At 64.6% G+C, this 18,033-nt stretch carries 19 protein-coding genes; 8 read left to right on the forward strand and 11 right to left on the reverse strand.

The window, feature by feature from the left end; genetic code table 11:
• Positions 1 to 14: 14 nt before the first annotated feature.
• The 3 genes from mmuM to M1P90_RS08790 all read right to left on the reverse strand — a co-directional run bounded on the left by mmuM (position 15) and on the right by M1P90_RS08790 (position 3,851).
• A complete protein-coding gene (gene mmuM / locus M1P90_RS08780; RefSeq protein ID WP_483702239.1) occupies positions 15 to 953 on the reverse strand; it encodes a homocysteine S-methyltransferase in 939 nt (312 codons plus the stop codon).
• A 190-nt stretch (positions 954 to 1,143) separates the two neighbouring features.
• Complete coding sequence (locus tag M1P90_RS08785) at positions 1,144 to 1,740, reverse strand: hypothetical protein (protein WP_483702240.1); 597 nt, start codon at positions 1,738 to 1,740, stop codon at positions 1,144 to 1,146.
• Positions 1,741 to 2,024: 284 nt separating this feature from the next.
• A complete protein-coding gene (locus M1P90_RS08790) occupies positions 2,025 to 3,851 on the reverse strand; it encodes a patatin-like phospholipase family protein (protein ID WP_483702241.1) in 1,827 nt (608 codons plus the stop codon).
• Between the two features lie 147 nt (positions 3,852 to 3,998).
• Between M1P90_RS08790 and M1P90_RS08795 the strand changes: the two genes are divergently transcribed.
• Positions 3,999 to 4,571, forward strand: a complete 573-nt coding sequence (locus M1P90_RS08795) for a hypothetical protein (RefSeq protein WP_483702242.1) — start codon at positions 3,999 to 4,001, stop codon at positions 4,569 to 4,571.
• 112 nt (positions 4,572 to 4,683) lie between these two features.
• Here the strand turns inward: M1P90_RS08795 and M1P90_RS08800 are convergent, their stop codons facing one another.
• Positions 4,684 to 5,139, reverse strand: a complete 456-nt coding sequence (locus M1P90_RS08800; protein WP_483702243.1) for a CBS domain-containing protein — start codon at positions 5,137 to 5,139, stop codon at positions 4,684 to 4,686.
• Between the two features lie 109 nt (positions 5,140 to 5,248).
• Complete coding sequence (locus M1P90_RS08805) at positions 5,249 to 6,178, reverse strand: NAD(P)/FAD-dependent oxidoreductase (protein WP_483702244.1); 930 nt, start codon at positions 6,176 to 6,178, stop codon at positions 5,249 to 5,251.
• A 164-nt stretch (positions 6,179 to 6,342) separates the two neighbouring features.
• Here M1P90_RS08805 and M1P90_RS08810 point away from each other — a divergent pair, with 164 nt between their 5' ends.
• On the forward strand, positions 6,343 to 7,290 hold the full coding sequence (locus tag M1P90_RS08810) for an L-lactate dehydrogenase (protein ID WP_483702245.1): 948 nt from the start codon (positions 6,343 to 6,345) through the stop codon (positions 7,288 to 7,290).
• A gap of 164 nt (positions 7,291 to 7,454) precedes the next feature.
• On the opposite strand, the gene M1P90_RS08815 is transcribed toward M1P90_RS08810, so the two are convergent.
• The gene (locus tag M1P90_RS08815) at positions 7,455 to 7,760 is read right to left on the reverse strand and encodes a hypothetical protein (protein WP_483702246.1); all 306 of its coding nucleotides are present in this window, start codon (positions 7,758 to 7,760) and stop codon (positions 7,455 to 7,457) included.
• Positions 7,761 to 7,860: 100 nt separating this feature from the next.
• Here M1P90_RS08815 and M1P90_RS08820 point away from each other — a divergent pair, with 100 nt between their 5' ends.
• The 3 genes from M1P90_RS08820 to M1P90_RS08830 all read left to right on the forward strand — a co-directional run bounded on the left by M1P90_RS08820 (position 7,861) and on the right by M1P90_RS08830 (position 10,755).
• Positions 7,861 to 9,300, forward strand: coding sequence for a sensor histidine kinase (locus M1P90_RS08820; RefSeq protein ID WP_483702247.1), 1,440 nt, complete (start codon positions 7,861 to 7,863; stop codon positions 9,298 to 9,300).
• A 166-nt stretch (positions 9,301 to 9,466) separates the two neighbouring features.
• A complete protein-coding gene (locus tag M1P90_RS08825) occupies positions 9,467 to 9,865 on the forward strand; it encodes a response regulator (RefSeq protein ID WP_483702248.1) in 399 nt (132 codons plus the stop codon).
• Positions 9,866 to 9,960: 95 nt separating this feature from the next.
• Positions 9,961 to 10,755 carry a response regulator transcription factor gene (locus tag M1P90_RS08830; protein ID WP_483702249.1) on the forward strand — a complete coding sequence of 265 codons (795 nt, stop codon included), beginning with the start codon at positions 9,961 to 9,963 and terminating at the stop codon, positions 10,753 to 10,755.
• A gap of 80 nt (positions 10,756 to 10,835) precedes the next feature.
• On the opposite strand, the gene M1P90_RS08835 is transcribed toward M1P90_RS08830, so the two are convergent.
• The 4 genes from M1P90_RS08835 to M1P90_RS08850 form a co-directional block, all read right to left on the reverse strand.
• Positions 10,836 to 11,279 (reverse strand): hypothetical protein, encoded by a 444-nt coding sequence (locus M1P90_RS08835; protein ID WP_483702250.1) that lies wholly within the window; start codon positions 11,277 to 11,279, stop codon positions 10,836 to 10,838.
• Between the two features lie 16 nt (positions 11,280 to 11,295).
• Positions 11,296 to 11,718 (reverse strand): hypothetical protein, encoded by a 423-nt coding sequence (locus M1P90_RS08840; RefSeq protein WP_483702251.1) that lies wholly within the window; start codon positions 11,716 to 11,718, stop codon positions 11,296 to 11,298.
• Positions 11,719 to 11,720: 2 nt separating this feature from the next.
• Complete coding sequence (locus M1P90_RS08845; protein WP_483702252.1) at positions 11,721 to 11,954, reverse strand: ATP-binding protein; 234 nt, start codon at positions 11,952 to 11,954, stop codon at positions 11,721 to 11,723.
• A gap of 174 nt (positions 11,955 to 12,128) precedes the next feature.
• On the reverse strand, positions 12,129 to 13,535 hold the full coding sequence (locus tag M1P90_RS08850; protein ID WP_483702253.1) for a multicopper oxidase domain-containing protein: 1,407 nt from the start codon (positions 13,533 to 13,535) through the stop codon (positions 12,129 to 12,131).
• A 162-nt stretch (positions 13,536 to 13,697) separates the two neighbouring features.
• Here M1P90_RS08850 and M1P90_RS08855 point away from each other — a divergent pair, with 162 nt between their 5' ends.
• The 3 genes from M1P90_RS08855 (at position 13,698) to M1P90_RS08865 (ending at position 17,604) form a co-directional block, all read left to right on the forward strand.
• The gene (locus tag M1P90_RS08855; protein ID WP_483702254.1) at positions 13,698 to 14,360 is read left to right on the forward strand and encodes a Crp/Fnr family transcriptional regulator; all 663 of its coding nucleotides are present in this window, start codon (positions 13,698 to 13,700) and stop codon (positions 14,358 to 14,360) included.
• A 201-nt stretch (positions 14,361 to 14,561) separates the two neighbouring features.
• On the forward strand, positions 14,562 to 16,202 hold the full coding sequence (locus tag M1P90_RS08860) for a general stress protein (protein ID WP_483702255.1): 1,641 nt from the start codon (positions 14,562 to 14,564) through the stop codon (positions 16,200 to 16,202).
• Positions 16,203 to 16,314: 112 nt separating this feature from the next.
• Complete coding sequence (locus tag M1P90_RS08865; protein WP_483702256.1) at positions 16,315 to 17,604, forward strand: FAD-dependent oxidoreductase; 1,290 nt, start codon at positions 16,315 to 16,317, stop codon at positions 17,602 to 17,604.
• A gap of 18 nt (positions 17,605 to 17,622) precedes the next feature.
• Here the strand turns inward: M1P90_RS08865 and M1P90_RS08870 are convergent, their stop codons facing one another.
• Positions 17,623 to 18,030: a hypothetical protein gene (locus tag M1P90_RS08870; RefSeq protein ID WP_483702257.1), complete on the reverse strand. Its 408-nt coding sequence runs from the start codon at positions 18,028 to 18,030 to the stop codon at positions 17,623 to 17,625.
• Between the last annotated feature and the right edge of the window lie 3 nt (positions 18,031 to 18,033).

Raw genomic sequence — 18,033 nt, forward strand, 5'->3', positions numbered from 1 at the left:
GGTTTGGTGACTTTCTAGCGCGCCCGCGCCCACTCGGCCACGGCGCGGATCTCGCGCGGGCTGGTGCGGCAGCAGCCACCGATCAGTTGCGCGCCGCGCGCATACCACTCGGCTGCCTGCTCGGCATAGCCCTGCATCTCGCCCGCGCCGCCCCAGCTGTTGCTGGCGGGGCGGTATGTTTCGCCCGAGTTCGGGTAGACGACGATGGGCTTGCTTGTGGCCAACGCGATTGCGCTTACCAATTTGGGGATGAAGTGCGGCGCGGTGCAGTTCACGCCAATGGCGGCCACCTGCGGCACGGCGTCGAGCCACGCCGCGCACTCGGCAATCGGTTCGCCCTGCGAGGTATGCGCGCCGTCGCGGGCGCTGAAGCTGAACCATGCGCTCTGTTCGGGAAATTCCTCCAATAGTCGCGCCAGAGCACGCGCTTCTTCCATGCACGGAATCGTCTCGCAGGCGAACAGGTCCGCGCCAGCGGCGGCCAGCACGGCCATGCGCGGGCGGTGAAACGCGATCAGTTCGTCTTCGCTCAGCCCGTAGTTGCCGCGATACTCCGAGCCATCGGCCAGAAACGCGCCATACGGCCCGATCGACGCGGCCACCAGCGGGCGCGGCCGGCCAGCATGGTTGCGCACATCGGCCCAGAAGGCGTCGCGGGCGTTGGCGGCAAGCTGCACCGCCAGCTGCATCAGCGCAGTGGCCTGTTCTTCACTAATGCCGCGCTGCGCAAAGCCGGGAAAAGTGGCCTGGTAGCTGGCGGTGATCGCGCAATCGGCCCCGGCGGCGAAGTAGTCGGCGTGCACCTGCCGGATCAGTGCGGGCTGCTCCAGCAGAACACGCGCCGACCACAGCGGGTCGTTCAGGTCGCAGCCGCGCGCTTCCAGCTCGGTCGCCAGCGCGCCATCAAGAATCATCACCGGGTAGTCGGCCAGAAGCTGCTCAATCGGGTTCATGGTTTTTCTCCTTTTTGGGGAGTGTACCACGGCGCAGCGCGGCGCGGCATAGCAACACAGCGCGGCGGGAAGGGCTACCTCCCGCCGCGCTGTGTTTCGTTTTGAGGTGAATGTTACGCACTACGCATTACGCACCAGAAGGCCGAGAGCGTAGTACGTAGTGCATATTTCGATTGAGTAGGCGCACTCACTAGCGGACGTAAGCAGCGACGCGCTTGGGCAGGTAAGGGCGCACCGGGCGCAGGGCGCGGCCCGCAATGGAGGCGGCCAGCCGCTCGAAGCCAATCACGCGGGCGCTCTGGTAGCCGGCGATCAGCAGGACGTGCGCCAGGATCACCCGGCCGTCGAAGGCCATTGTGCCAATGCCCATCAGGATGATGTTCGTCACCAGCAGGATGCCACCCACCGAGGCGGCGCGCATCATAATGCCGCTAATCAGCGCCAGGCCGACCGCCATTTCAAGGAAGGGCATGGTGTGCGACAGCATTGGCGTGATGCCCAGGCTGACCATGGTTTCGGCCACGCCGCGATAGAAGGCGAACGGCACCGGCATTGTGCCTTTGGCCACCAGCCTCAGTAGGTCGCCCGAGGGGTCGCTGTTCAGCCAGCCGGCGGTGAACTTACCCAGGCTCATCTGCACCCAGATCATGGCGACATACAGGCGCAGCGCGAGCCACAGCGGCGAGGCGAAGCGGCTGGCGAACGGCCAGCGAACGATGTTGCGGACGGCGGCGATGGTCGTAGTATTCGTGCGAACGGTTCCGTTCGTGAGTTGGCGAGTTGTCATTTCCGTAGGCTCCTTATTGTTGGTGGCAAGTACGTTTCGTTTGATGAGTGAACTATACTGCACACCTTTCCCGCCGTCTTGATATATGTGTCACAATCGAGTCGGGAAATATGTCCCGGCCAGTCGGGAATGGTACCTACGACCTGCGGCTGAGCAGAACTACGGAGCCACAGAACCAAGGAACTGCAGAACTCATGCCGCACGACACATTAGGAACTCGGCGTCGTTGTGCAAACGCCTTCATGTTTCTGCTTCTTGGTGCCTTGGTGTCTTGGTGGTTATTTTTATCTGTTGGCTGCCCCGCGCCACTCGGCAATCTGGCGGCGAGTTTCCTCGTAGCCCATCTCGATCATCTCGGGGTAGATGTCGAAGGCCAGGCGACCAAACGGCCGGTCGGGCATCTGAATGAGCAGATCGGCGTACTGGCGGAAGGCCGCCGAGCGCACGCGATACGCGCTGTTGATCTCGATGGTGCGCGTCAGGCTTTCGAAGAGCGAGGGCGCGCGGCGCGTACGCGCCAGCGGGTTGACGCGACTCCATAGCTGCTGCCAGCCCGACACGCTCGGCCCAAAGTGGTAATCGCGCACTTTGTCGGTGGGCGGCGCCACGTCGATACCGATCACGGTGCCGGCCTCGCAGCGCGTGCGCATCAGGTCGATCGGAAAGTTGTTCAGAATGCCGCCGTCGATCAGTACGTCGCCGTTCGCCTGCTGCACTGGCGCGAAGATCACCGGGATGGCGGTGCTGGCGCGGATCGCCGCCCAGAGCGGGCCGTGCTCGTGGATCACTGGCTCGGCGCGGGTCAGGTTGCTGGAAATGCAGAAGAAGCGGCGCGGCAGGTCGTCGATCTCGGTTTCGCCAAACAGCTCGCGGTACACGGCAGTGAGCTTGCGGGTGGCGTTAAACGCGGTCAGCGGCAGCGTGTAGTCGAGCAGGCGGCGGCTCGACGAGAACAGCGCGGCCATGTCGGCCATGGCGCGGTGGCTGTGCCCGCTGGCGTAGAGCGCACCGATCAGCGCGCCAATGCTGGTGCCGCCAATGAAATCGGCCTGCAGGCCGGCTTCGTCGAGGGCGCGCAATGCGCCAATATGCGCGGTGCCGCGCGCGCCGCCGCCGCTCAGCACCACGCCCAGCGCCCGGCCAGCCAGGCGGCGCGCCAGCCGGGCCATGTCGTCAGGATTTCCTAACCGGGCGTGGTGGTGGGTGTGCACGCTGCGCACAGCCAGCCAGCCAGGCGTCCCAAACGGGCGGGCGGCGTGCGCAGGCTGAAGGAGTACCAGCTCGGCACGCGCCTGCACGCCTGCCGCGCCGCATGCGCGCTCGACCGCGCCGGGGATGGGGCTTGCGCCCGCCCGCCCAACGATCAGCAGACGATCCGCCTGGCGCAAGCAGCGGCGCGTCCATGCCGTCCACTCGTGGTCGGTTTCGAGCACCAGAAAGCGATAGCGTGCTTCCTGCTCGGCCAGCCAGCCCACCAGCGCGATGTTGTCTTCATGCTCGTCGGCCAGCTGCGATGCCCCTTCCCGGCCAAACAGCCGGTCGCACTCGCTGCTGCCGAGGTGCAGCGTTGGGCCGATGGTGGCCAGCGCCGCCGCAAGCTGGCGGCAGAATTCGCCGAGCGGCACGCCATCGCTGGCGGGCAGCGCCACAAATGCGCTCACGCTTGCGCCGGGCGTGCCGCTGCGCTCGGACAGGCGCACGCGCTGGATGATGCCACGCGCAAGCTGGGCCATGGCGTGCGGGTAGCGCTGCAACACGCGCTCGAACAGCGCCTGCGCGAGCCGCACCACGTTGCTGTCGCGCGCGGCAACCACCGTGGCCGAGCGCGGCTCGCCGGTGAGCAGCGCGAATTCGCCCACATACTCGCCGCGCCCCAGCTCGCGAATGGCGCGCTCGCCGCGCAGCACGCGCAGCCGCCCGCCAGCAACAATATACAGCGCGTCGCCGGGCGCGCCCTCGGCAAAGAGCTGGGCGTGCGCCGGCAGCTCGATCAGCTCCAGCTCGGCAAGCAGCGCGGCGCGGGTGGCGTCATCCAGCTCGCGAAACAGTTCGTGCGCGGCCATCTGCGCGGCAATAGCTGGCGGCAGCGGGCGGGTAGCCGGGTGTTCCATCAATTATTTCCGTTGTTCAGGCGATTGCGTGCGCCATTATAGCGCAGGGCCGTGCGCAGATCAGAATTCGCGCAAAATTCACCCGAATTTCCCGAGGTGATGGCACCAGATTTGCAATAGAAGGCCGAAAACGCGAGGAGAAATGGCATGGAACTACGATTGCAATCATTTTCGGAAACCACAGGCCGCACAATGAGCTGGGTCGCAGGGGCGGGCACGCCGCGCCAGTACGAATTGCGCGCCGGCCACGAGCGCTTTGCGACGATGATCTGGCCGTCTGCGCAGGATTCGCTGGCCTATGCCGAAACTGCCGCTGGCGGCTGGCTGCTGACCTGCAAACATGGCCAGGTGCGCGCATTGGCCTCAGCACGACGTGCTACGCTTGGGCGCTTTGAGTTTGGCTGGGATGGCGGTATTTTCTACCTGCCTAACGGCGAAACGTTCCACTGGGGCTATAACGCGGCGCTTGGCCGCTCGGAGTGGGTTGAAAACGGGCTGATTATGCGCGCAACGTTTGATATGCGCCCCGATGGCCCGGGCGGCCAGGTTTCGCTGGCATCGGGCGCGGCCCGCATGAGCGCCCTGCCGCTGCTGATCGCCGTTGATCGCTACCTGATGCACTCGCTGGTCAACAAATACCTCAGCGAGCGCCAGTCGAGCGGCATTATTACCTACGCGCCGCGCCAACCGGCCCGCGCGCAGTACCCGGCGGCTGTGTAGCGCTAAATCCTTTCCTTGTTCACGGGCATAGCGCCTGTTTACATAAAGGAGCGGAGCATGTGAACATATCACATGCGCCGCTTTTGTTTTTGTAATGGGGAAAAATGGCACTTTACGCTTCTTGCGCCTGCTCTGCTGTATGCTCATTCACCGCGCCAATATGCCGCCGAACGATCAGGCGAAACAGGTCGCTCTCGGTGATCACGCCGACGATCTCGCCATCCGCTACCACTGGCACGCCACCGATGCGCTGGTCGAGCAGCACCTGCGCCACGTCCATCACCGGCATGTCGGGCGCAACTGTCGCCACCGCTCGCGTCATAAAGTCGCGCAGCGGCAGGTCGGCCACGCGGTGGTAGAGGTTGTAGTCGCGCACGTCGCTCACATGCGAATCCGAAATGCAGTTGATGTCGCCCTCGGTGACAATGCCAACCAGCCGCCCACGCGCATCCACTACTGGCAGGCGGCGAATGCCGCGCTCGCGCAGCATGCGGCGCGCTTCGGGCAGGGTCATCGTTTCGGGCGCGACGATTGCCGGGCTGCTCATCCAATCACGCACAGCGTCCATTGCACTTCCTCCACCTCATCACAGAATGTTGGGCCACAGAGTGCACAGGGGACACCGAGTTATGATTCCCTCTGTGCGCTCTGTGCGCTCTGTGGCCCAATACATATGCTTAATCGGCGCTTTCGGCGTCCTGCTGGCGTGGCCGCGAAAGCACATACTCATAGGCGCTGGCAGCCGCGCGCGCGCCGTCGCCAATCGCGATCAGAATGTTTTCGCCAAAGGCGGTGGTAACGTCGCCAGCGGCAAACAAGCCCGGCTGCGTCGTGGCGTTCTGGCTATCGACCAGCAGAAAGCCATCGCCGTCGACCTGGGCGAGCTGGCGGGCGATGCCGCTGTTCGGCAGCAGACCCACGTCGGCAAACACCGCATCGACATGCAGGAATGACTCTTCGCCATCGCGCTCGATTGCCAGATACTCTACGCTGTCGCGCCCGGCGATCTGCTTCAGGTGGTAGCTCTGAAACACCTGCACATTCGGCAGCGCGGCCACGGTGCGGGCCAGCGGCGAGGTCATGTTCGTGCCGTCGAGCGCGATCAGGAAGATCGTTGCGGCGCTGCGGGCCAGCTCGATCACGCCACGCAATGCGCGCCGCGTGGTGCCGATCACGGCGACCTTCTTGCCGGCCACGAGCTGTGCATGCGTGGTGATCGAATAGCCAATGCCGTGGTTGAGCAGCGCGCGCGCCCCCGGCACATCCAGCGTCAGCGGGGCCGCGCCGGTGGCAATAATCACGGCGGTGGCGAGCACCACGCCATGGCGCTGCGTTTCGATCTGGAACACGCCGTGCTGCTTTTTCAGGCCAATCACGCGGTCGCGCAAGATCGCGCTGGGGTGCGAGGTGACGCGCCGCTCAAAGAGCTGAACCGCCTCGGCGCCGGCCAGATATTCGTCGCCAACCTGGCCCTGAAGGTGCTGCTGGGTGCCGGCCTTGCCACCAACATCCTCATAAATCATCACGGCATCGAGCTGCTTGGTCAGGGCGTACAAGGCCGCCGATACACCCGCTGCGCCGCTGCCGATAATCGCAATATCATGCATGGTTAGGCTCCTCTTCGCATTCGTTCGCCACTTCCCAGTATAGCCTGCACCACGGCTCGCATGGTGAACGCGCGTCAACGCAAGGTTGTGAAAGCGCAACCGGGCGCTGTGCTATACTAGCAGCGAAGTCGCCCCACTGAATTGTGCCTGAAGAGGGAGGAACTATGCCAGGGCAGCGCACCACCGGGAAAGTTGGGCTGGTTGGAACGGGCATGGTTGGCGCGTCGTTCGCCTATGCGCTGATGCAGCGCGGGCTGGCGAATGAGCTTGTGCTGGTCGATCTCGACACGGCGCGCGCCGAAGGCGAGGCAATGGATCTGAACCACGGCCTGCCGTTTGTTCGGCCAATGCGTATGTACGCCGGCACCTACGAGCAGCTCGAAGGCGCCGAAGTTGTGGTAATCACCGCTGGCGCAAACCAGCGCCCCGGCGAAACCCGGCTCGACCTTCTGCAGCGCAATGCTGGCGTGTTTCGCGATATTGTGCCGCGCGTGGTGGCAGCCGCGCCCAACGCAATCATTGTGATCGCCACCAACCCGGTTGATATTCTGACTACGATTTCGAATGAAATTGCTGGCCTCGCACCCGGCCGCGTGATCGGATCGGGCACGATTCTCGACACGGCGCGTTTCCGCTACATGCTGGGCGAGCACTACAAAGTCGACCCGCGCAGCGTGCACGCCTATATCGTTGGCGAGCACGGCGATAGCGAGCTGGCGCTGTGGAGCCTGGCGAACATTGCGGGCGTGCGGCTGCGCGATTTCGTGGGCGCAAACGGGCGCGGCTACGACGAGGGCGCGCTGGAGACTATTTTCGAGCAAACCCGCACTGCCGCCTACGAGATCATCAAGCGCAAAAAGGCCACCTACTACGCGATCGGCCTGGGCCTGCTCACCATCGTCGAGGCGATTCTGCGCGACCAGAATACCGTGCTGACGGTGTGCAGCCCGCTCAGCGGCCAGTATGGCGTCGATGGTATTGCGATCAGTCTGCCGACAATCGTTGGGCGCAATGGCATTGAAGAAGTGCTCAACCTGCCCTTTAGCGAGACCGAGGCGGCCGCCTTCCAGCGCTCGGCCAACACGCTGAAAGAGCGCCTGGCGCAGCTCTGAGGGACGAATGACCGAGGACGACCGAAGACGGTTGAGCCACAGAGCGCACAGAGATCACTGAGTATGGATCTCAAGCTCGGTGCTCTCCGTGTTCTCCGTGGCATACTCCTTCTGCACTTCGCCATAGTCGTCAGTTGTCGGTGGTCGGTCGTCGCCCCGGCTGTCTAGTTCCAGTGAAGTGTGCTGCGGGTCGTGTGCATAATCGTGCCACGCCGATCCATCAGCAGGCGCACCGAGCAGCGCAGCGGGCAATCGACGACGTGGCACTGGCCGGCTGCCGCCATCGCCGGGGTGGTGCCGTAGGGGCAGGCGTGCGTGCACAGCTCGGCCGTCACGGCGTAGCGCGGCGAATCGGGCGGGCCGTCGAGGGTGCGAAGCTGCAGACGCGCGCCGGCCATTTCGGGCATTGTCTGCCTGAGGTAGGCCTGGACGTACTTGATCAGTGGGTGCTGTCGCTTTTTTCGTGCCATCGTTCGTTCCCCCTTTCCACATTCATACGTCCATGAGTATGCCATTGTTGTGGGAAAAATCACGAACTGCTCTGGCAACGACAGGTTGAGGTTTGGCAACATGGGCAGAATTCCTTCGCAAGCGAAGCGCCGCCTGCAGCCCACACGCGCGCTGCGCCAGCGCCACGCCCGCGCCGAGCAGCTGCAGCAGCGCGTCGACGCGCTCACGGCGCAGCTTGCTGCGCAGCGCCAGCTGCCGGCCGTTTCGCTGAACTCACGGCTCGATACGCTGCTGGCGGTTTGCTCGGCCCTGCTGGTCACGCACGACTCGGCGGCGATTCTTCAGCTGGTGGTGCAGCAGTCGGAAGCGCTGTTCCCGGGCGCAAGCGGGGCCATGCTGTTTTTGAGCCGGCCCGACGGCATAACCCTCGAACTGCGCGCGGCACGTAGCGGCACTCCACCCTCAATGCAGATCCTGTCGGGGCAGGCGCCGGGCGGGCGCGCATTCATTGCGCCGCGCGCCATGCTCATGGCCGGCCCCGATCTGGAAAGCGCGCTCGACGAACTCGGCCCCGAGCAAGCTGCCCAGCACGCCGATCTGCTCGAAACCTGGCCGCCGGTTAGCGCGCTGTTGGCCCCGCTGCGCATTGAGTCGCAGCGGCTGGGCGCGCTGGTGATTTTCGGGGGCACGCACGCGCACCTGTTTATCCCGCGCGACTTGCCGTTTGTGCAGGCGCTGGCCGACCTCGCGGCGGTGGCGATTGCCGAAACCAGCGAGCACGAGCGCGGCGATCGGCTGCAGTCGGCGCTGACGCAGACGCAAACCCGCCACGCCGAGGTGCAGGCCCGGCTCGATACCACGCAGGCGCAGCTGCTGCAAAGCGCCAAACTGGCAGCCGTAGGCGAATTGGCCGCCTCGGTGGCGCACGAGATCAACAACCCGCTGTATGCAGCGCGCAACAGCCTGTTTCTGCTGGAAGACGACGTGCCGGCCGACTCGCCGGGGCGCGAGTTTTTAGCCGTTGCGCAGAGCGAGCTTGGGCGCATCGCCCGCATCATCACGCGCATGCGCGATTTCTACCGGCCCACGCGCGCCGAGCTGGAGCCAACCGACCTCAACGAGCTGCTGCGCGCCACCGGCGAGCTGATGCAAACCCACCTGCGCCACAGCCATGTGGTGTTTCAAGCCGACCTTGCGCCCGATCTACCCGCCATCACCGCGCACGCCGACCAGATGCGCCAGGTGTTTCTCAACCTGATGCTGAATGCCTGCGACGCTATGGAAGACGGCGGGACACTGGCCGCGCGCAGCCGCCTGCTCATGGCCCCGCCCCACCCTGTGATCGAAATTCAGATCAGCGACACTGGCGTGGGCATCCCGCCCGAGCACCTTGCGCACCTGTTCGAGCCCTTCTACACCACCAAGACGCAGGGCACTGGCCTGGGGCTGGCGATCAGCGCGCACATCATCACGCAGCATGGCGGGCAGCTCAGCGTGGCAAGCACACCCGGCCAGGGCGCAACCTTCACCATCCTGCTGCCGCTCGACGCAAACGGTTAGCGAATCGCTACAAAACGTTGTCAACTCTTTTCATTTGCGCGCGGTCTTCTTGCTATGCTACGGCATAGCTCACAGGCCCTCATGCGGCGTTTGGCAGCGATGCCGCCCGCATGAGCCACAGGGCCACTTTGCCCGCGAACGCGCTGATGAAAAGGTAGAACAGCTGATGCCAACGCCACATATTCTCATAGTTGATAACGACCCGATGGCGGCGCTTGTCACCCAGCATGGGCTCCAGCGCCTGCTTGCGCAGGGCGCGCAGATCGAAACGGCCGCGTCGGCCAGTGCCGCCCGCGCGCGCTGCCTGGGCGATCATGTCGATCTGCTGATTATCGACCCCAGCACCGAGAGCAGCGCCGAAACTGCCCTGCTGAAAGAAATCCAGCACGCGCAGGCGGACATTGCGGTGCTGGTGCTGACGGCCTACGACACCCCGCGCCTGCGCAGCCAGATGCGCTCGCTCGGCATCACACACTATCTGGCGAAGCCAGTCGAGCTGCGCGACCTTGGCGAAACTGTGCAGCGCGTGGTGAGCGCGGGGGCGCGCACGCTGCCAAAGGTTTGACACACTCCCCGACGAATGCTACGATCAGCGCCGGCATCACGCCACCTCCGCGCCGTGCCCGGCGCTGATCGTTGCTTGGGACCACCATAGGAGCTATGATGACTCAGGTTGCGCGTATTCTGATTGTTGATGACGAGGCGTCGATCCGGCTCACGCTCGGTGCGCTGCTCAAGCGCACGGGCTACGAGGTCACGCCGGCGGAAAATGGGGCCGAGGCAGTTGCGCTGCTGGAACAACAGCTCTTCGATCTCATGCTGGTCGATCTCAAGATGCCCGGCATGGATGGCATGCAGGTGGTCGCTGCCGCCCGCAAGCGCCAGGCCGACCTGGCAATTATTGTGCTGACCGGCCACGGCTCGCTCGATACGGCGGTGGAAGGCTTGCACCAGGGCGTCTTCGACTACCTGCTGAAAACCACCGAGCCGGCGCAGGTGATCGAGCGCGTGAAGGCCGGCCTGACGGCACGCGCCCAGCGCATGCGCGAGCGCACCCTGCTCGACGTGGTTGGCGCAGCGGTGCAGGAACTGCGTGGCAGCGCGGGCGCAGCACCCGGCGAAGCGAGCGGGCCAAACGACCGGGCGATCACCGTGGGCGCGCTGCACCTCGACACATGGCGGCAGGAAGCCTCGCTGGGCGGTCGCACACTGGCGCTGACGCCAACCGAGTTTCGCGTGCTGCTGTGCCTGGCCGAGCACGCCGGCACTATGCTTTCCTACGCGCATCTGGTGCGCTGCGCCCAGGGCTACGAAACCGACGAGATGGAAGCCGGCGAGCTGATCAAGCCACACATTCACCACCTGCGGCAGAAGCTCGAGCCTGACCCAACCGCGCCGCGCTATATTCTGAATGTGCGCGGTAAAGGCTACCTGCTGTCGCCCGTTGGCGAGTAGAATTTCTCGTAGAACCAAAAGCAGCGCCGCAGTGGCGCTGCTTTTTTGTGATTCAGAAGCCTGCACCTTTCTGTTTGATTCTACTGTGGCCGGCGCAACACACCAAACGGGCGCACGCGCGGCCAGGCGTTGCACGCAAACAACAGCGCCGCTGCCGCATACAGCACACCCGCCAGCAGCAGAAGCCAGCGCGCCCACACTGCTGCCTCGGGCCAGGTGCTAGCAATGCTTTGCACAGCGCCAAGCACAACCCCGGCATTGAGTGCCAGCGCGCTGGCGCGCACCACACGCTCATCGCCACGGTCGCCGCTGGCATCGAGGCGCGGCAGCACCCAGTAGGCTACGCCGCACGCCAGCTGCACCGACCAGCCCATCAGAAGCATATGAATGTGCGCGCCACGCAGCGCCCACAGCCACGGCAGCAGCGGCGCGCCTTTGGTAAACAGCACCAGCCCGCCAAAACCGTAGCCGATCGCCAGCCACACAAGCGCGGCGCGAATCATGACCTGGCTTAGGCGCGGCATTGCGTTCTCTCCACCATCAGCGCTTGCCCTTCACGCGTGGCCAGATCGCCGCGACATAGGCCCAGATCGCCAGCACCTGCAATAGCGCCGCCGGCCCAAGCATCCAGCCAAACCACCCGCGTGGAAACCAGCCATGCAGCGGCTCGAACACGGCGCGCAGCAGCAGGCCGCCATTCAGCGCGCCATACGCGAACCAGCCCAGCCGTTCATCGCCACGCGGGCGCTCGCGCGAAAAGGGCGGGAACATCCACAGCGATACACCGCAGATCATCTGCGAGACCCACCCAACCATCAGCAGGTGGTAAAACACTGGTTGCAGCGCGCTGATCCGCCCGTCGATTGCGAGCGCCTGGTTGAGCAGCACAGCCGCGCCAACCAGGAACGCCGCTACCAGGTGGGCCAGCGCGGTGCGAATAAAGAATCGCGCCTGAGTGTGCACAGCTATATTTCCGGCGATGCAAACACGACCTTGAACGGCCGACCAATCGCGCCTTCCGGGCAGTACGACTCGCAGACTTCGCAGAAGGTACAGTCGGCCGGGCGCGCTATCACCGCCTTCTGCCCAACGAGTTCAACGGCACCGTTCGGGCAGAGTTCGGCGCACAGGCCGCAACCGGTGCAGCGCTGGAGCGCAATAATGGGCAGGGGCCAGGAAAGCTGTGCTGGTGAAGTCATACTGCATTCCCTATTCTTGCACACGTGCCGGCTGCCCGGCAGCACTCTACTAATCCACAGATTACGCAGACGATCCAGACGCGCTGTGCTCAAAGCATAAGTATAATCTGTGCCATCCATGTAATCTGTGGACGATTGTGCACCTGCATATGCGTTGTGTTTACCAAAGGCGTGTTAGTTCTTTGGGTCGCCATCGCCGGCCTGGAACAAGCCCAGCGCTCCGCGCCCGACGAAGTTAAAGGCGTGTGTCACAATCGGGTACAAGCCATCCTCGGCGGCGGTAAACTCGATGATTGCACCCTGCGCCGGGGCGAGATCGACGGCCTGCGCGCCATAGTGCCCGGTATTATCGGGCGTTAGCGCCACGCCTTCTTTGATCACGGTGTTGAAGATCGTGCCGACGACGTGGAACGAGCTGTCGACGCTTGGCCCGGCGTTGAGCACAAACACCCGCACATGCTTGCCCGTGCCGATCTTGATCGGGTTATCCTTATATTGGTTGGCGACGCCATTAAACATCACGAGGTCGGGCGCGGGCGCGGCGGCTGCTGCCTTGCTCAGACTCGCAGGCTCGCCCTGCGGGCCAAGGTACCATTCGCTCTGCACCAGCGCAAATTCGTGATCTACGGCGGGCAAGCCACCTTGCGGCTCGACAATCACCATGCCATACATGCCGTTCGCTATATGATGCAGCGCTGGCGATGTGCCACAGTGGTACATCCACACGCCGGCATAATCGGCCTTCCACTCATAGATCTTTTCTTCACCCGGGTTGATCGAGGTCATTTCGTCGTTCCATGCCACCTGGCTGGCGTGGAAATCGACTGAATGCGCGAGCTGGCTGGTCGCCGGGTTTTTCAGGTGAATGCGCATCGTATCGCCGAGCTTCACGCGAATAACCGGGCCGGGCACGGTGCCATTGAAGGTCCAGACGTGTTGCACAAAGCCTTTCGCCACCGTCATGTCTTTTTCTTCAACCACAAGGTCGATGTCGTGGGTTTCGCCGCTGAGCAGTGCTGGCGCAGTTGCGTCATACAGCTCGTAGGCCGGTGCCTTGTCGTCGGGCTGAACGTCGCTTGCGGGCGGTGGGCCGCCGTGGTCGTCGGCATTATGCCCGCCGGCCGTGCTGCCAGCCACCGAGATAGCGCCTTTCATGCCAGCGTCGCTATGGCCGGGTACCGAGCAGATAAAGCTCAGGCCGCTGGCGGGCACCTCGATGTCGGCACTCTTGGTTTCATGGGAGTTCGCAACAATTTTGCTGCCGTTGGGGAAGGTGATATCGTGCGGTATTGCGCCGTCATTCGTGAGCGTGACGGTGTAGCGGCCCGGTTTGTCGACATTCAGGGTTTTTGGCTCGAAGCCGAGATCGACTGCTTTGATCGCAAGCGTGCCAAGCGAAGCGCTGCTGGCGGCTGGCTGGCCGGCACTGGCCGGGGCTGCGGTGGCTGTTGCGGCCGGGGCTGCGGTGGGGTTCTGGGCGCGCTGCGCCACAAGTGGGGTGCTGGCGCGCGTGCCACCACAGGCGGCGAGCAACCCGAGCACAAGCACCGCGCTGCTCATCAGGCGAAGGTATGATGTCATCGGAGCCATCCTTTCATTTTGTGCTGAATGGCTCCAGCCTAGCAGTCAGCGCCCGCAAACAAAGCGACTTTTGTCACATGCAGCGTCGCGCACGCGAAAGTTGCGGAATCGTCACCGGCGGTTGTGTGCGGTACAATGAGGCCTCGGCACAGCGAGGACGAAATGAGCGACGAGCGACGTGCGGCGCTGCGCGGCGTGGGCTTTTGCGCCAGCCTGCCCGAAACGACGCTGGCAGCACTGGCGCGTATCAGCGCGCGTGTGCAGCAGCGCGCCGGGTCGATTATTCAGCTGGAAGGCGACCCCGCCGAGCAAATGTACATTGTGGTGCAGGGCCGCGTCAAAATTCTGCGGCTTGGCGCGAACGGCCGCGAGCAGATCCTGAATATCATCGGGCCAGGCAGTCATTTCAACACGGTGCCGATGTTCGATGGCGGGCTATGCCCGGCCAACGCCGAAGCAATGACTGAGGTGATCCTGCTGGCGCTGCCGCGCGCTCCGCTGCTGGCTTTGCTTGGCGAACACCCCGCCCTGGCACAGTCACTGCTGGCCGAACTGAGCAGCCGCTTGCGGCATATGGTCAATCTCGTCGACGAGCTGGCGCTGCACAGCGTACAAGGCCGGTTGGCCGCGCTGCTGCTTGAGCAGGCTGGCAGTGAGGCGGGTGCGCTGCTCACACAGGCCGACATGGCTGCACGGCTAGGCACCGTGCGCGAAATGGTCGGTCGGTCGCTGAAACTGTTCGAAGCGCAGGGCCTGATTCGCCTTGATCGCGGCACCATCACCATCCTCGACCGCGCTGGCCTGGCTGCACAGCACGCCGAATAAAGCGCGTCCCAATGCCCTCCTTTGTCCCTCAACATCCACTCCGCATGTTCGTGGCACCAATCCTGCAACGATAAACAGGCAGAGTGGCATCGCACCTACGCGGGTCACGAGCATTCACAGGCTGGGTTGAGAGGAACAGCTTTCGTGAATGCGTCGACATGTTCCTACAGTGTTGTTAGGGGCATCATAAGGAGGAGAATCATGGCGAAGACTATTGTTGGTTTGTTTGATACTACCACTGAAGCGCAGAACGTCGTTCAGCAGCTGGTTGACGGCGGCTTCTCGCGCGATTCTATTAGTATTTTGGCAAATAACACCGACGGCTACACGCCGAGCGATACCACGGCAACCGCCGAGGGCGCTGGCGCTGGCGCGGTTGGTGGTGGCGTGCTCGGCGGCGTGCTGGGCTTGCTCGTCGGCGTCGGCGCGCTGGCCATCCCGGGCATTGGCCCGGTGCTGGCGGCTGGCCCGCTGGCGGCTGCGCTTGGCGCGGCTGGCGCGAGCACCCTGGTCGGCGCGGGCATTGGCGCGGCAGCTGGCGGCATTATTGGCGCGCTGGTTGGCGCGGGTATCCCTGAAGAGGATGCCGGCTTCTACGCCGAGGGCGTGCGCCGTGGCGGTACGCTGGTGATGGTGCAGGCTTCCGACGAAGTCGCCCAGCGCGCTTACGATATTATGAACAACGCCGGCGCAGTTGATGTCGAGCGCCGCAGCGGCGACTGGCGCGGCGAAGGCTGGGGCGGCTTCGACCCGAACGACACCACCTATGGCGATAATGCCTGGGAGCGCAGCAGCAAAGTCGGCACGACCGGCGGCGCGGTAGCTGGCGCGGCTACGGGCGCGGCCATGGGTTCGGTGGCTGGCCCGGTCGGCACCGTGATTGGTGGCGCGGCTGGCGCTGTGACCGGCGCTGTCGTGGGCGCGGCGGGCGATACCGCTGGCGAGAAGGCCGCCGAGGGCGCAACCTACGACACCACGCCGGTCAATCGCGCTGACGGAACTGACGTTTCGACGGGCTGGGGTGCGTCGACAGGTGCAACCAACGGCCAGTTTAACGCTCCGCTGAACACTGCCACCGGCACTGATCGCGAAGTCGGCTCGGATGTTGAGTCGAACTGGGAGGAAAGCAGCAAAGTCGGCACTGCTGGCGGCGCGGTGGCGGGTGCCGCTACAGGCGCAGCCATGGGCGCGGTCGGCGGGCCGGTTGGCATGGCTGTCGGTGGCGTGGCTGGCGCGGCTGCGGGTGCAGTTGCCGGCGCGGCTGGCGACGCCGCTGGCGAGGCTGCTGAGGATGCAACCCGCCGCGACACCTACACGACCGACACGACCTACCGCGCCGATACGCCCGTAACCAGCCGCGCTGGCCAGGTCGATTACGACCGCGAAGTTGGCGATGGCCCGGTTTCGAACTGGGAAGAAAGCAGCAAAGTCGGCACGGCTGGCGGTGCGGTGGCGGGTGCCGCTACAGGCGCAGCCATGGGCGCGGTCGGCGGGCCGGTTGGCATGGCCGTCGGTGGCGTAGCTGGCGCGGCTGCGGGTGCAGTTGCCGGCGCGGCTGGCGATGCTGTGGGCGAGGCCGCCGAGGATTTCGGCCGCTACGACAGCGACTTCCGCACGCACTACCAGACCTACGGCACGGCGAGCGGCTACGACTACGACCAGTACACGCCGGTCTACCGCTACGGCTACAACCTGGCGAATGATCCGACCTATCGCGAGCGCGACTGGGCCGATGTCGAGAGTGATGCCCGCCGCCGCTGGGAAGAGCGCAACCCGGGCACCTGGGATCGCTTCAAGGACTCGGTGCGCTACGCCTGGGACAAGGCGCGCGGCGCGGTCTAATCCACTCAAGCGAGGGTGAGAAACGACGCGGGGAGCTGGCTTGCCAGCTCCCCGTGTTTTTGGCGCGGGCTGGTATACTATCGCCGCAAGCAAATAGAATGGAAAGAACACTATGCACGTTGTGATTGTTGGTGCTGGTCTGGCTGGCCTCACCTGCGCGCGCATGCTCGACCGCTGGAAAGTTGACGTAACGCTTGTCGAAGCATCAGATGATGTCGGCGGGCGCGTGCGCAGCGATAGCGCCGGCGGTTATACCCTCGATCGTGGCTTTCAGGTGCTGTTCGACGCCTACCCCGCCGTGCTGCGCCAGCTCGACCTGCCAAAGCTCGATCTGCGCGCCTTCGCGCCCGGCGCGCTCATCTGCCTGCCCGGCCGGCGCGTGGTGCTGACCGACCCACTGCGCGACCCGAGTTGGGCCGATCGTATCGAGGCAGCCAGCACGCTGGCGATTTCCCCGCTCGACAAGCTGCGCACCCTGCGGCTGGCGCTTGAGCTGCGCGGCCAAACCATCGACGAAATGCTGGCCGGGCCAGATGAAGCGAGCTACGCCTTTCTGCGGCGGCGCGGCTTCAGCGAACGCACTATCGACCTGTTTTTCCGCCCATTCTACGGCGGTGTGCTGTTCGACCGCGCGCTCGAAACCAGCGCGAAATGCCTGCGCTTCGACTTCAAAATGCTGGCCGATGGCCGGGCTTGCCTGCCCGCCGCCGGCATGGGCGCGATCAGCACACAGCTCGCCGCGCCACTGCGCGACCGTGGGCGCGTGCGCGTTGGCACCGCCGCCGAGGCTATTCTCTACGAAGGTGAGCGGGCGGTTGGTGTGCGTCTAGCGGGTGGCGAAGAAATCCATGCCGATGCAGTGGTGCTCGCAGCTGCCGCGCCCGAGGCAGCCCGCCTGAGCGGCAGCCCGATGCCCGAAACGGCACGCGGCACGGTGACGCTGTACTACAGCGGCGACAAACCCTTCTACGAAGGCGCCAAGCTGCTGCTCAACCCCGCGCCCGACGCCTTTGTCAACAACGCGCAGCTGCTGACGAATATCGTGCCGGAGTACGCCCCACCCGGTAAACACCTGCTGTCCGCAACCGTCATCGGCGTGCCCGAGTTGGACGACGCCGAGCTGTTCAGGCGTGGCTTGCGCGACCTGCACGCCATGTTCGCGGGCGATGCGGCGGCCCAGGCCGCGCTGGCAGGTTACCAGCCATTGCGGCTCTACCGCATTCCGTTCGCGCAATTCGCGCAGGCACCGGGCATGCACCCAGCCCTGCCCGATAACCGCAGCGGGCGCGGCGGGCTGTATTTCGCGGGCGAGTTCACCGAGGCGAGCAGCCTGAACGCGGCAATGATTAGCGGGGAAAAGTGCGCGGCGTGCGTGGTCGAGGATCTGGCCGGGCGGGTGTGATGCACTTTTGAAAGCGCACTAGAAATTGATCGAAAGCGATTTCGGCCAGGCGACGCGCAACCAGCGCCGCAGCGTGATACGCGCCTGCTGCGCGTCGCCGCCGATCTGGGCTTCTTCCCACACCGAAATGCTGAAGAATGACATAATGTGTGTGTAAATAGTGAATTGGCCGACTGCACCGGAGTAGTCGGGCGGCAGCCAGCCCTGCGCACGCAACGAGCGATCCAGAGTGTAGGCCCAGTCGGGTGTGCCGGCCGGCACGCGAAACGTCACCACGCGCACGCCCACAGTTGGGCGCGCCACCCGCACGTCGTATGCACCCGGCACCACGAAGCGCTGCCCGCGATCAGGCACGAGCAGCACCCCGGCGACGCACATCAATATCAGCAGCGCCGCAACCACACGTTGAACGCGCGCCAGGCGCATTGA

It is taken from the genome of Kouleothrix sp. 19917 (assembly GCF_057073505.1).

What these genes read in the sequence shown, in the direction of transcription:
- mmuM (WP_483702239.1), bottom strand. Translation starts at nt 953, where the DNA reads ATGAACCCGATTGAGCAGCTTCTGGCCGACTACCCGGTGATGATTCTT.
- M1P90_RS08785 (WP_483702240.1), bottom strand. Translation starts at nt 1,740, where the DNA reads ATGACAACTCGCCAACTCACGAACGGAACCGTTCGCACGAATACTACG.
- M1P90_RS08790 (WP_483702241.1), bottom strand. Translation starts at nt 3,851, where the DNA reads ATGGAACACCCGGCTACCCGCCCGCTGCCGCCAGCTATTGCCGCGCAG.
- M1P90_RS08795 (WP_483702242.1), top strand. Translation starts at nt 3,999, where the DNA reads ATGGAACTACGATTGCAATCATTTTCGGAAACCACAGGCCGCACAATG.
- M1P90_RS08800 (WP_483702243.1), bottom strand. Translation starts at nt 5,139, where the DNA reads ATGGACGCTGTGCGTGATTGGATGAGCAGCCCGGCAATCGTCGCGCCC.
- M1P90_RS08805 (WP_483702244.1), bottom strand. Translation starts at nt 6,178, where the DNA reads ATGCATGATATTGCGATTATCGGCAGCGGCGCAGCGGGTGTATCGGCG.
- M1P90_RS08810 (WP_483702245.1), top strand. Translation starts at nt 6,343, where the DNA reads ATGCCAGGGCAGCGCACCACCGGGAAAGTTGGGCTGGTTGGAACGGGC.
- M1P90_RS08815 (WP_483702246.1), bottom strand. Translation starts at nt 7,760, where the DNA reads ATGGCACGAAAAAAGCGACAGCACCCACTGATCAAGTACGTCCAGGCC.
- M1P90_RS08820 (WP_483702247.1), top strand. Translation starts at nt 7,861, where the DNA reads ATGGGCAGAATTCCTTCGCAAGCGAAGCGCCGCCTGCAGCCCACACGC.
- M1P90_RS08825 (WP_483702248.1), top strand. Translation starts at nt 9,467, where the DNA reads ATGCCAACGCCACATATTCTCATAGTTGATAACGACCCGATGGCGGCG.
- M1P90_RS08830 (WP_483702249.1), top strand. Translation starts at nt 9,961, where the DNA reads ATGATGACTCAGGTTGCGCGTATTCTGATTGTTGATGACGAGGCGTCG.
- M1P90_RS08835 (WP_483702250.1), bottom strand. Translation starts at nt 11,279, where the DNA reads ATGCCGCGCCTAAGCCAGGTCATGATTCGCGCCGCGCTTGTGTGGCTG.
- M1P90_RS08845 (WP_483702252.1), bottom strand. Translation starts at nt 11,954, where the DNA reads ATGACTTCACCAGCACAGCTTTCCTGGCCCCTGCCCATTATTGCGCTC.
- M1P90_RS08850 (WP_483702253.1), bottom strand. Translation starts at nt 13,535, where the DNA reads ATGACATCATACCTTCGCCTGATGAGCAGCGCGGTGCTTGTGCTCGGG.
- M1P90_RS08855 (WP_483702254.1), top strand. Translation starts at nt 13,698, where the DNA reads ATGAGCGACGAGCGACGTGCGGCGCTGCGCGGCGTGGGCTTTTGCGCC.
- M1P90_RS08860 (WP_483702255.1), top strand. Translation starts at nt 14,562, where the DNA reads ATGGCGAAGACTATTGTTGGTTTGTTTGATACTACCACTGAAGCGCAG.
- M1P90_RS08865 (WP_483702256.1), top strand. Translation starts at nt 16,315, where the DNA reads ATGCACGTTGTGATTGTTGGTGCTGGTCTGGCTGGCCTCACCTGCGCG.
- M1P90_RS08870 (WP_483702257.1), bottom strand. Translation starts at nt 18,030, where the DNA reads ATGCGCCTGGCGCGCGTTCAACGTGTGGTTGCGGCGCTGCTGATATTG.